The sequence below is a fragment of the Vibrio sp. 5S239 genome, assembly GCF_041439575.1.
GTDB classification, from domain to species: Bacteria; Pseudomonadota; Gammaproteobacteria; order Enterobacterales; family Vibrionaceae; genus Vibrio; species Vibrio kanaloae.
Window position 1 is genome coordinate 59,781 of sequence record NZ_JBGOOM010000014.1, and the last position, 12,256, is coordinate 72,036.

The following is a 12,256-nucleotide window of genomic DNA, read 5'->3' on the forward strand; positions in this document are numbered from 1 at the left end:
GAAGAGATGCATGGACAACAACGTTAGAAATTACAACCCTTTAGCAAGAGCGATGCATTGGATTTCAGCTCTCGCGGTATTTGGCTTATTTGTTGTAGGCCTGTGGATGGTTGATCTTTCATATTACAGCGAGTGGTATAAAACAGCGCCAGACTATCACCGCTCGGTAGGCATTCTTTTGGCTGCTGTTACCGTTATCCGCTTGGTTTGGAAACTAGTTACCGCGTCACCTAAAGTGGAAGGTAAAAGCTATGAAGTTGCAGCAGCTAAGATCGCTCACGGCTTCATGTACATCAACTTAGCGGTTTTATTTATTTCAGGTTATTTGATTTCGACATCAGATGGCCGCGGGATCGAAGTATTCAATTGGTTCACTGTACCAAGTATGGGTGAACTGTTTGCAAACCAATCTGATCTCGCAGGTACGGTTCACTACTATGCTGCATGGGTACTGATCATCATGGCATCAGTGCACGCCTTAGCGGCGATAAAACACCACGTTATCGACAAAGACGATACGCTACGAAAAATGATAGGAGCTTCAAAATGAAAAAGTCAATTATCGCTACAGGATTAGCATTTGCTATGGCAATGCCTTTCGCTGCTAACGCCGCTGATTACGTGATTGATACAAAAGGTGCGCATGCTTCAGTTAACTTTAAAGTTAGCCACCTAGGTTACAGTTTTATCCAAGGTCGTTTTAACACATTCTCAGGTGATTTCTCATTTGATGAAAGCAACGTTGAAGCATCAAAAGTAAACGTAATTATTGATACAACAAGCCTTGATTCAAACCACGCAGAACGTGACAAGCACATCCGTAGCTCTGACTTCATTGATGCAGGCAAATTCTCAGACGCAACATTCAACAGCACAAAAGTGGTTGATAAAGGTGACGGTAAACTAGAAGTAATGGGCGACCTTAAACTTCACGGCGTAACTAAGCCTATCGTTATTGAAGCTGAATTCATCGGTGCTGGTCAAGACCCGTGGGGCGGTGAGCGTGCTGGCTTCGTTGGTACAACTCGTCTAGAACTTGCTGACTTCAACATTCCAGTAATGGGCGCTTCAAGCTATGTAGATATGGAATTACACGTTGAAGGTGTAAAGAAATAATCTAGCTATAAATGCTGACTGGTATCAACCTTTATGTAGTATTAAAGTTGAGTAGATACTTAGAAAACGGCAGTTAGAAATAGAGAAAGGCGTAAAGTTATCACTTTGCGCCTTTTTATTATGGTAAATGGTCACGCGTTTAGATCTGTTTTGTGTCAAATCTTTAGTTGCGCTTTAAGCCACCATTTACTTTTAGCCAGTCAACGTTGCCATGACTTATTTGTCTAGGCGAACAACTAATCCCTAATTGTTCAACCTTGTCCTAGTTAACTAACCACTTCCTAGTCAAACAGTCGTTGGCTACACGCTTCCTAGTTAAACCGTTGGTTGCAAGTTAAATCACTGTAAGTTAAACCATTAACCAGTTAAGCCGTTTCTAGTTCCGCTTTTGGTACTGCGTTTAGGCGGTCACCGTAGATTGGGCGAAGTGCTTGCATCACCTCAATGCGAGTTAGAACCCCGACCATCACACCGTTTTCCAATACCGGCAGCATATGTGGTTGGCTCACTTTCATCGCTTTTGCACGCTCTTCTAGAGAAAGAGAAGTCAAGCGAGTTGCGAAGCCCATACTTGTCGTCGGGTACAGTTGTTCTTTGTCGATACATAGGAACTCAGCCACATCAACCAACTTGTCGTTTGCTCCGATAGCTACAACATCACGGCTCATTAGGTCTACGACTTTCTGGCCTTTGGTTGGGATGTAGTCTTGGCACCAAAGGTCAACCATTACATCGTGAACAGAGAAGATACCCACTAGACGACCTTCAACATCGCAAACTGGAGCGCTAACAAGTTGAGCATCTAAAAGTGAATCAATTGCAACTGATGTAGGCATTTCTACGCTTAGTGTAATTGGTTGAGTGTTCATGATTTGCTTGATAGTCGTTGCTGTATTCATAGTGATTTCCTTAGCTGACGTAATTTCTGTTGTTTGTGTAATTGTTGTAATTTCTGCTGCTGTAAGTTGTGGGCGACGATAAATGCTCCAATTGGCTAAGCCGACCAATACTGCACCACCAACTATGTTCCCGATTGTTACTGGCACCAAGTTTGCGGTGATAAATTTCATGATGTTTAGGTCTGCGTACTGGGTTGGTGTTGCGCCAATTTGCATCCAAAAACTTTCTGGTGCGAATGTTTGAATCGTGATGCCTAGTGGAACCATGAACATATTCGCCACACAGTGTTCAAAGCCTGAACTAACGAACATTGCTACGGGTAATACGGTCATCATCGCTTTGGTCATGGCGTTAGCAGAACTGAACGTTAACCAAATGGCTAAACACACCAATAAGTTACAAAGCACACCCAAAGCAAAAGCTTGAACAGGGCTGTGGTGTAGCTTGTGTTGGGCAATATTTAGAGCGTTTAAACCCCATTGCCCGCCATCTAATTGATACAAGCCTGCTGCACTTACTAGAGCCAAAAGGAACATGGCACCGATAAAATTGCCGACATAAACCTTGCCCCAAATAGACAGCATCTTAGTGAAAGTAATCTGTTTGTTAGCCCATGAGATGCTTGATAAAACTGAGCTGGTAAACAGCTCACCACCGCAAATCACAATCAAGATTAAACCCATACTGAATGCAAGACCGCCGGCTAAGCGACTCAACCCCCATCCAGCATTAGCGCTACCCGTGGTTACCGTGATGTAGAATAAGAAAGCCAGCCCTATAAATGCACCGGCCATGATCGCCAAACTCACTGTCATGCTGCTGGTTTTATTTGCTTTGCTTAAGGAAAACTTCTCTGCTTCCGCCATCATTTGTGCTGGTGAGAACAGTTGATAGTTTTCAGAAGTACTGGTTACCATATTCCCCCCTTGAACAATCCGTCATGTGTAATTCCTAGTGTTAATGACTCGGTTAATCCGTGATGTTTTGCAGGCTTCGTTGTGTCCTGCCATTCCAGATTAGGGAGTTGAGGAGTTGAGGTAAAATTGATAATTTTTAGAAACCACATCAAAATTATTGATATAGATTTGGTTACGCGTAGAATGAAATTGATTGCTCATCGGCTTAAAAACAACGAGCAGCAGGACACAAATAATTAAAAGCATTAAGGATGAATTTTGCGTTATTCATTAAAGCAACTCGCGGTATTTGATGCAGTGGCAGATTCCGGGAGTGTTAGTCATGCCGCAGACAAGTTGGCGTTGACTCAATCAGCGACAAGTATGTCTCTTGCACAGTTGGAAAAAATGCTCGGCAGGCCTTTATTTGAAAGGCAGGGTAAGCAAATGGCTCTTACTCATTGGGGTATGTGGCTAAGGCCAAAAGCGAAGCGTTTATTGCAAGATGCGCAGCAAATCGAAATGGGGTTCTACGAGCAGCATTTATTGAGTGGAGAGCTCAAATTAGGCGCGAGCCAAACCCCGGCAGAACACCTCGTTCCTGACCTCATCAGTATTATTGATAACGATTTTCCAGAGATGCGAATCTCGCTTGGGGTACAAAGTACCGATGCCGTTATCGATGGCGTATTAGATTATCAATATGACTTAGGTGTGATCGAAGGTCGTTGTGATGACAACCGAGTTCATCAAGAAGTGTGGTGTACTGACCATTTAACGGTCGTTGCATCCGCTCATCACCCTTTTGCGAAACGTGAACGTGTGAGTTTGGCGCAGTTAGAGCAAGCGAAGTGGGTATTGCGCGAACATGGTTCGGGTACTCGCAAAGTTTTTGATAGTTCTATTCATCATTTAATTGGTGATCTTGATGTGTGGCGAGAGTATGAACACGTTCCTGTTTTAAGAAGCTTAGTAGCAAACGGTCCATATTTAACGTGTTTACCTTATCTTGATGTCGAGCAGTTTGTTGAATCAGGTCAGCTTGTTACTTTGAATGTCCCAGAGCTTGAAATGGAGCGTACGCTTTCATTTATTTGGCGTGCTGACATGGCAGAAAATCCACTTGCCGAGTGTATTAAGCGCGAAGGTAAGCGCATGATGAAAGGCAAACCGTCAGTTCTCTAGCGATAAATTGATAATAATCACTGATAACTAAATATGTTGAATAAACGATTCCGGTCTCTATATAGTGATATGGGAACATTTGTGTACATTATTAATGTGATCACGATCAGCCAAAAGAAGGCGTTCTTACCATAATATGCTTACTTGATTTTAAGTGAGGCTAAATCCGGTTGCGTTCAATTGCGTAATTAGGCTTTAGAAATAGTATGAGTACATTAGTCGCGATTTCACTAACAACAGGTATTTTGTCAGGTCTGTGGGGATGGATTGCTGTCTCTTTGGGATTATTGTCATGGGCTGGCTTCTTAGGTTGCACCAGTTACTTTGCATCGCCAACAGGCGGCGTTAAAGGATTAGCAGGTAGCTTATTGACCAACATGACAGGCGTGTTCTGGGCAATGGTGATAATCGAAAGCTCGACCTTCGTAGGGTTAGAGGTTTTAGGCTATGTGATTACTGCTATTGTCGCTTTCTTTATGTGTATTCAAGCAAAACAAGCGTGGCTCGGTTATATCCCAGGAACTTTCATTGGTTGCTGTGCAACGTTTGCCGCAGGTGGCGATTGGCAACTTGTAGTACCATCTTTACTGCTTGGTGGTGTGTTTGGATACTTAATGAAAGCGACGGGGCTATGGCTTCACGAGAAATCAAGCCAATCTTCGGAAGTTGTTGAACAACACGCTAAGCAAGCGAAGGCTTAACTCGTTAAGTAGGTGCTGCTCTAGTGACGGTGAACTCTTGCAAGATAACCCCCAATTAATTTGTATAACTATTTATACAGGCACACCTATTTTGGTGTGCCTTTTTTATTCCCTGGGGTAGGAAAATGATATTACGTGTTTCCATTAGCCATTGTAATCACACGTTTTAATGTCCACCTTAGTAGTATCGGAATACACTCTTGTCCCCGGCTTTCACAATTAGAAACGATGGCAAGAGCAAGGTCTGGTTTCGCGTGTTTTTTGAGAACTCTAGCGACGACTTTTTTCGGTGGGATAGGGTGATCGTAAGGTATCTTAACCATGTCACGAAAAAAGTTCTCAAACCCATTCATATACAAATAATGTTCGATATCTTTATCTGGCAATTCAGTTAGACGGTGTCGTGCTTGATCGTTACCAAGCTTTGAGAGGACCGTTGCCGCATACTTTTTACCTGCGGCATCACCATCGGTTACTACGTGCCAGTCTATGCCAAATTCTTGTGCTACTTTGATGAGTGCTTTAAGCCCTGATTGAGCAAATTCGATTATCTGGACACCTTCTGCTGCAAGATTATACCCACATTGATTGGCTAACTCATTAAACAACCAAACTTCAGTTTCACCTTCTACCAGCAACCAGCATCGAGCAAATAAAGCACCAGGGCGGTGGAAGCGAAGATGGAAACCAATTCGTCTTAGTTCATCTTTGCTGAAGTGATTCATATTGAGTTTGTTCGCGATGGTTTTGTCAGACTGACGAACCAACCTGCGGATCGATTGAAGTGGTACAGCAGATAGTAATTCGCCACTGTTAGTCGTGAGCATTTTCTGCATGGGTAATTTTTGCATTAAACTCCAAGCTCTAGCTAAATGCGTTGGGTGCAAACGACCTTCTGGATCTTCAAGGATCAAAAGAGGGCGGGCACACCGTCTTAAGTCAGTCGGCCCCTTAGCTTGTAGATAGGCATTAAGTAAACCCATAAACAATAAGCGAGTTTGCTTACTTTTGGTCTCTTCGACAATCTGATGAATACTCTTTTCATTTGCTCCTGTAGAGTAACGTAAACCATCCCGTGGCTTCCTTGGATTATTGCGAGAAACGCTCTTAAATGAAAAATAATGCTCTATGAGGTTTTGCATCGACTCTAAGCTACTGCGCATTTCGCCTTTATTGACGTGACCGGGAATTGCCATAAGTCGACGGCAGGTGTTATCAATCCGTTTCTCTATTCTCGCCTGGCGACCATTGCCATGAGCCACGTTGCTGACTGCTTTGTGATGGAAAGGGCGATTAAAGTGTCTTGCATCTCGTAAGCGAATTACAGGGTGCAAGGTCATTAACTCTTGGGCAAACTTCTCTGAGTGATGAAGCTTGAGCGGGTTTCCATCTAAGTCTAAAAATGCGTAATGTGTTGTCGTTTCATACTGTTCTAACGTTGCGCTGATTCGATAATAGATACGGTTGACACCAAATTCATCTTGAACCCAAATCGGTTTAAGTTTGCGATAACGACCCGCTTTAAGCTCGTTTTTGTCGTTGGCTTTTAACGCGAGAACAATTTGAAGGTGTTGAAACTGTGGGTGTGAAATCGAATAATCGACATGAAAATCAGTCATTTCGAATTGATATGGTACTCCGTCAGAGGGGAGAACAACGGAAAGGGCATCTAATAATGAAGACTTACCCCAAGTATTTTCACCAATAAGCGTGGTTAGTTCGTCAAACGCGAGTGACATACGCTTGACACCCCGAAAGCCAGAAATCTCAATTCTTTCTAGTTGCATAGACTTACTCCTAACGGAATGCTCTGCTAATTGTTTGAAAGCTAACAAATATCTTTAATCATAATCTAAAATTACTAGGCCGGTATGCCCACTGGTCACAAAAACTATTCTTTGTTTGTACGGTTCAAAATGAGATTTATAGCTATCTTGAGTATTTTTTTTCAGTTCAGTTTCATAAAATTCACGATTCTGTCATTATTCTCGACCTAGTATGAAGGGACAAAGAGAGAAGAAAATATGACTAAAAAGAACAAGCCAATAAAAATAGTGTTGGCACACATCAATGACACCCATTCATACTTTGAACCAACCTCATTACAGCTATCACTTAAAATGAACAACCACATCATTGAACCTTATGTCAGTACTGGTGGTTTTGCGCGAATTTCAACTCGATTTAAGCAAATTGAGCAAGACGCTAAACGTCAGAAGTTTGGTACTCTGTTTTTACACGCTGGAGACTGCTTTCAAGGCACTTTGTACTTTTCATTATTTAAAGGAAAGGCTAATGCTGATTTGCTCAATGCGTTGAATATAGACGCAATGACGCTTGGTAATCATGAGTTAGACATGGGGAATGAACCGGTTGCGATTTTCGCGAAAAGAATTCAATTCCCACTTTTGGCTGGTAACTGGAATTTATCGAATGAGGATATCAATAAAACTCATACCCTAGCGGATAACGCAATTGTTAAGCCTTACCTAACTGAGACTCGAAGTGCTTCTTTTATAACGAAAGAGTTTGATGGCGAGAAAGTCGCCATATTCGGCTTAAGCATCGATAAGATGGCGAGCATTGCTAACCCAGATATTGATACCCCATTTGAAAATGCATTAGAAACCGCTAAAGCCACGATAGAACAGATTCACCAGGTAGGCATCAACAAGATTGTGTTACTGAGCCACCTTGGTTATGAAGCTGATTTGGAATTAGCAGCAAATGTAACAGGAATCGGCGTGATCGTGGGTGGCCATAGTCACCGCTTGCAAGGCGACTTCTCTGATATCGGTTTAGTGAAAGACGATGATTACGGCGTAAAAATTGGCGACACCTATGTTGTACAAGCGGGTTTCCATGCAATGAGCATAGGTCACTGTGAAATAGAGTTCGATACAGAAGGTAAAGTCACTCACTTTAATGGTAAGAACGAACTGCTATTAGGACGTCGGCTATTTATCGACGCAAAATTGAGTGAAGTTGGACAAGACGATGCCCACGATATGGCATGTGAGTTCTTGAACAACCATACTAATATCGTGGTGTGCAAAAAAGATCCTGAACTTCAAAGTATCTTGACCGATAAGTACCAACCTCAAGTTAGAAAGTTGCAGCAACAAGTTATCACTTACGTCGAGAATAACTTGCGCCATGTACGAATTCCCGATGAACAAGGCCCAAGTCAACTAGCACCGTTAGTCGCACAATCATTTCACTACCTAATGAATAAAAAAGGGCATGAAGTCGAGTTTGCTATCCATAATTCTGGAGGAGTCAGAAACTCGCTAAATAGTGGTGATGTCTCGGTTGCCGACATTGCCGGAAAATTACTACCGTTTGCCGTACCTATTGGTATGTACAAAGTGAGAGGAAAAACGATTGCCGACATGCTTGAAGGGGCTATTAACAATGCTTTGGACAATGGAGTGGTTGGTACTGGGTCGGGTAGTTTCCCTTATACTCATAACTTGAGGTTTTGTTATTACAAAGAGGCACCGCTAGGCCATCGTATTCACCACTTGGAAATTTATTCAGAATCTTCCGGGTGGCAAACCGTGAACCGCGATCGAGTGTATAAAGGTACTTCTTCTGCCTATACCATGAAAGGGAAGGAGGGCTATGACGCCGTTTTAGGTATGTTAGGTAACGGAACTGTCACGACAGATTCAATGGCAGACTGTTTCATCGAGTTTCTTCAGGATCATCCTGAGTCATTACAACAACATGAAACGATGAATTGCTTAGAATGTTCTAAGTAATGCAAAGTAGTACGTCACTATTGATTGATTTATAAAATTGGCACTATTTATGCTTTATTCCTGCAGGTGTGTTTCCTGTGGGGGATAAAAATGGATAAGCAAGATTGGTTGGATGCGGCAGCGGTTGTTAGTTGGGTATCGGTTTGGTCTGCATTGGTATACTTAGTACCTATGGCCGGTTTATAAAAGTAGTCGGTGATTAATAAGTGCTCGCTGTTGAGTAACAGTGGAGTCAGCATTTGCAATGCGTGCAACATCATCAGCATATTACAGACATAAAAAAGGAGCAGATAGCTCCTTTTTTGCTTTTTAGGTCAATTTTCTATAGACGAAATACGACGAGATGATTATGATCGTCGCGTTTGGGGAGTAGTTAGCGCAAGTTTACATATCGTCATCTCGTTAGGCCAAGTGTCTATCCGGTATGTAAAGGTGAAATCCCATATTTCACTTCAACGAGACCAACGCAATCACAGTCAAGATCCGTAATGGAACCTGATATGCTTTGTTTGCGGAAGGTCTTTATACAGTTCTTCCGCCCGGAGGAATAATGAACTCAACTCAATCTCTATTATCTACCAACAGTGAATCCTTTTTTTCATCGCCGATTATGACGACTTATGCGGGCTTTTTTCTGCTGACGGTTATTCTCATCTCTATTGATATCTATCAGACTCGTGGCGGTAACGTCACCATTAAGAAAGCGGCAATCTGGAGTGTTTTCTGGTTTGTACTTGCGTTTTTGTTTGCTGGCTCTATTTACCTATTTTGGGACATTTATGCGCCGAACAGTGACTACACAGCGCAAAAAGCAACAGTGTCATTCATTACGGGTTACTTGTTAGAGAAATCACTGAGCGTAGATAACTTGTTTGTCTTCGCGATGATCTTTGCTCAATACCAAGTTCCTGAGCATCTACGACCTCGTGCGCTTCTTTGGGGCGTGATTGGTGCATTGATGCTTCGTGCAATTATGATCGCACTAGGCGCACAGCTATTGGCGGAATACCACTGGGTACTTTACGTGTTTGCTGCGTTCTTGATTGGTACGGGTATTAAACTGGCATTAGACAAGGGCGAAGAAGAGAGTGTGAATACACTACCTGAAAAGCTACTTCGTAAAGTGATGCCGGTAACCGAGGGTTTCCATGGCCCTGCATTAATGGTTAAACAGGGTGCTAAATGGGCATTCACTCCAATGATGTTGGTGATTGGTGCGATTGCAGTCATGGACGTGATGTTTGCATTGGACTCTATCCCTGCAATCTTTGCGGTAACACAAGAACCGTTCTTGGTATTAGCGGCAAACGTATTTGCGTTACTTGGCCTTCGTTCGTTGTATTTTGTACTGCAAGGTATGATGGACAAGTTCATCTACTTGAAACCGGCACTGGCATTCATCATGGTGTTCATCGGTGTGAAAATGCTATTGGTTGACAGTGAGTGGGCTATCCCAACTTATTGGTCGCTTGCTGTGCTGATTTCGACTATGACGATTGCGGTTATAGCGTCGGTTTATGCGAAGAAGCCAGGCATTGAACAAGTAAATTAAAAACAAATATAACTTATCGAAAAGTCGATAATGAACACGTGGCTGATGAAGTGGAAAATTTATTTATGTAAATTTTCTGTGACATTGGCCACTGTTGTTTGTGGGGTATTTGTACTAAATGCATGATTTAAACACTATGTTGAATTGATACTCACATGGCGTGCATATCTATTTTATGGCATTGTTAATGGTTTGTTTTATTAGAAAAACTAATTCTAATATCCAATTTTAGTCATTTTTTAACCTGCAAAAGATCACCTATTATTCTTGTCATCAGAACGAAACACACAAACACATTTATAGAGAGGCAATCATGGCTCAAGCAGTACAAATGAATACTATCGCTGTTCCTAACTCTATGGATAAGAAGACCTACGCGGTTAACTTCAAAGGATTGATTGCACACATTTTCGATATTCTTTTCGTAGACAACTCTCCACGCAGTTACTACGCAAGCGACTTATCTGGTCACATGCAACGCGATATCGGTATCAACCGTTAATTTTAGCGTAAACGCATAGAATTAAAGAAATACAGAATTTAAAACGCCAGCTTCAGAAGCTGGCGTTTTTGTATATGAAAGAAGGGGACCTAAATTTGAGTGCACGTTTACAAAATTGGTTCTCAAAAGAGGCAAGCGACATAAACGTGAAGCTGATACCGTGTTCACAACTCACTTGAAATCGATTACTTCATATCTTGGACTGCTTTGTTGGGGCTTAATCGCTTAAACCTTTGGGAAAGGGGGCAAATTAGTTACGTAATACTGCTGAAATACGTTAATATAGCGCGCTATTATTTTAGCTTTGAGTTCCTGCAATTAATGACTAACACCACGACACCAACCAACTTCTCTGATCTTGGCTTAATCTCTCCTTTGATGGCTCGTTTATCTGAGCTTGAATACCAACAGCCAACGCCTATCCAAGCGCAAGTTATTCCAAGTGTGTTAGCAGGACGCGATTTAATTGCAGGCGCAAATACCGGTTCAGGTAAAACCGCAGCATTTGCACTTCCACTGTTACAAAAGATTCATGAAGATGCACCTCTGGACCGTCGTTCAGGTAAAGGTAACTTTGTTTCTGGCCTTATCTTGGTTCCTACTCGTGAACTTGCTAAGCAGGTGGCTGACAGCGTTAAATCTTACGCTGTGCATTTCAATGGCGCGATTAAAACGGTTTGTGTGTTTGGTGGTGTATCAGTAAATACTCAGATGCAGGCGCTACGTGGCGGCACAGATATCTTGGTGGCAACACCGGGTCGCCTACTTGATCTCATTTCAAGCAACGCAATCAAGCTAGACAAAGTAAAAACGTTAGTGCTTGATGAAGCTGACCGAATGCTAAGCCTTGGTTTTACAGAAGAACTCGACGCGATCTTGAAACTATTGTCGAGCAAGAAGCAAACCTTGTTGTTCTCTGCGACGTTCCCTGAGCAAGTTAAAGCATTAACTCACGAACTATTGAATGATCCGATTGAAGTGCAACTTCAAAGTGCCAACGCGAGCACATTGGTTCAGCGTGTATTTGAAGTAGAAAAAGGCCGTAAGACAGCATTGCTAGCGCACCTAATTCAGCAACACGAATGGCGCCAAGCTTTGATTTTCGTCAATGCGAAAAACAGCTGTGAGCACCTAGCAGATAAGCTATACAAACGCGGCATCATTGCAGAAGTCTTCCACGGCGATAAAGGGCAGGGTTCACGTACTCGTATCCTTGAAGATTTTAAATCTGGCGAGATCGACGTTCTGATCGCAACTGACATCGCGGCACGTGGTCTGGATATCGAAAAGCTTCCAGTAGTAATCAACTTTGACTTACCGCGTAGCCCATCAGACTACATGCACCGTATCGGCCGAAGTGGTCGTGCGGGTGAGGTTGGTCTTGCGCTATCTTTGATCGATCACGAAGACTACCATCACTTCACCATCATCGAGAAGAAGAACAAAATTCGACTTGAGCGTGAGCAAATCGAAGGCTTTGAAGTGGATGAAGAAACAACCGCTGAACTGGTTGCAGCATTGAAACCAGTTGCGCCACCGGCTGGCACAGGTAAAAAGAAGAAAAAGAAAAAAGCACAAACTAATCAAGATGTGTGGCTGAACAACAACTGATCGAGAATCAGTAAACAAGACATTCAAAA

10 protein-coding genes are annotated in these 12,256 nt (G+C 42.6%); 8 read left to right on the top strand and 2 right to left on the bottom strand.

Features of this window, described 5'->3' with window-relative positions; translation table 11 throughout:
- Window positions 1–10 precede the first annotated feature (10 nt).
- Both ACED48_RS12475 and ACED48_RS12480 read left to right on the top strand, forming a co-directional pair.
- On the top strand, window positions 11–550 hold the full coding sequence (locus ACED48_RS12475; protein WP_017058333.1) for a cytochrome b: 540 nt from the start codon (window positions 11–13) through the stop codon (window positions 548–550).
- Entirely contained in the window at window positions 547–1,116 is a 570-nt protein-coding gene (locus ACED48_RS12480) for a YceI family protein (RefSeq protein WP_017058332.1), read from the top strand. The genes ACED48_RS12475 and ACED48_RS12480 overlap by 4 nt, the downstream gene beginning before the upstream one ends.
- 365 nt (window positions 1,117–1,481) lie before the next feature.
- On the opposite strand, the gene focA is transcribed toward ACED48_RS12480, so the two are convergent.
- Window positions 1,482–2,933, bottom strand: a complete 1,452-nt coding sequence (gene focA / locus ACED48_RS12485) for a formate transporter FocA (protein ID WP_017058331.1) — start codon at window positions 2,931–2,933, stop codon at window positions 1,482–1,484.
- Between the two features lie 258 nt (window positions 2,934–3,191).
- On the opposite strand from focA, the gene ACED48_RS12490 reads away from it, so the two are divergent.
- Together ACED48_RS12490 and ACED48_RS12495 are read left to right on the top strand one after the other, a co-directional pair.
- On the top strand, window positions 3,192–4,097 hold the full coding sequence (locus ACED48_RS12490) for a LysR substrate-binding domain-containing protein (RefSeq protein ID WP_017058330.1): 906 nt from the start codon (window positions 3,192–3,194) through the stop codon (window positions 4,095–4,097).
- Between the two features lie 206 nt (window positions 4,098–4,303).
- Window positions 4,304–4,798 (top strand): DUF1097 domain-containing protein, encoded by a 495-nt coding sequence (locus ACED48_RS12495; protein WP_017058329.1) that lies wholly within the window; start codon window positions 4,304–4,306, stop codon window positions 4,796–4,798.
- Window positions 4,799–4,929: 131 nt separating this feature from the next.
- Here ACED48_RS12495 and ACED48_RS12500 read toward each other — a convergent pair whose 3' ends face one another.
- Window positions 4,930–6,585, bottom strand: a complete 1,656-nt coding sequence (locus ACED48_RS12500) for an ATP-dependent endonuclease (protein ID WP_017058328.1) — start codon at window positions 6,583–6,585, stop codon at window positions 4,930–4,932.
- A 237-nt stretch (window positions 6,586–6,822) separates the two neighbouring features.
- On the opposite strand from ACED48_RS12500, the gene ACED48_RS12505 reads away from it, so the two are divergent.
- The 4 genes from ACED48_RS12505 (at window position 6,823) to ACED48_RS12520 (ending at window position 12,227) form a co-directional block, all read left to right on the top strand.
- A complete protein-coding gene (locus tag ACED48_RS12505) occupies window positions 6,823–8,562 on the top strand; it encodes a bifunctional UDP-sugar hydrolase/5'-nucleotidase (protein WP_017058327.1) in 1,740 nt (579 codons plus the stop codon).
- Window positions 8,563–9,112: 550 nt separating this feature from the next.
- On the top strand, window positions 9,113–10,114 hold the full coding sequence (locus ACED48_RS12510) for a TerC/Alx family metal homeostasis membrane protein (protein ID WP_017058325.1): 1,002 nt from the start codon (window positions 9,113–9,115) through the stop codon (window positions 10,112–10,114).
- A 313-nt stretch (window positions 10,115–10,427) separates the two neighbouring features.
- Window positions 10,428–10,616, top strand: a complete 189-nt coding sequence (locus ACED48_RS12515; RefSeq protein WP_017058324.1) for a hypothetical protein — start codon at window positions 10,428–10,430, stop codon at window positions 10,614–10,616.
- 321 nt (window positions 10,617–10,937) lie between these two features.
- Window positions 10,938–12,227: a DEAD/DEAH box helicase gene (locus ACED48_RS12520; protein ID WP_017058323.1), complete on the top strand. Its 1,290-nt coding sequence runs from the start codon at window positions 10,938–10,940 to the stop codon at window positions 12,225–12,227.
- Window positions 12,228–12,256: the final 29 nt, after the last annotated feature.

Bases quoted from the DNA above. Each gene is read 5' to 3' on its own strand.
- ACED48_RS12475 (WP_017058333.1), top strand. From the start codon at position 11: ATGGACAACAACGTTAGAAATTACAACCCTTTAGCAAGAGCGATGCAT.
- ACED48_RS12480 (WP_017058332.1), top strand. From the start codon at position 547: ATGAAAAAGTCAATTATCGCTACAGGATTAGCATTTGCTATGGCAATG.
- focA (WP_017058331.1), bottom strand. From the start codon at position 2,933: ATGGTAACCAGTACTTCTGAAAACTATCAACTGTTCTCACCAGCACAA.
- ACED48_RS12495 (WP_017058329.1), top strand. From the start codon at position 4,304: ATGAGTACATTAGTCGCGATTTCACTAACAACAGGTATTTTGTCAGGT.
- ACED48_RS12500 (WP_017058328.1), bottom strand. From the start codon at position 6,585: ATGCAACTAGAAAGAATTGAGATTTCTGGCTTTCGGGGTGTCAAGCGT.
- ACED48_RS12505 (WP_017058327.1), top strand. From the start codon at position 6,823: ATGACTAAAAAGAACAAGCCAATAAAAATAGTGTTGGCACACATCAAT.
- ACED48_RS12510 (WP_017058325.1), top strand. From the start codon at position 9,113: ATGAACTCAACTCAATCTCTATTATCTACCAACAGTGAATCCTTTTTT.
- ACED48_RS12515 (WP_017058324.1), top strand. From the start codon at position 10,428: ATGGCTCAAGCAGTACAAATGAATACTATCGCTGTTCCTAACTCTATG.
- ACED48_RS12520 (WP_017058323.1), top strand. From the start codon at position 10,938: ATGACTAACACCACGACACCAACCAACTTCTCTGATCTTGGCTTAATC.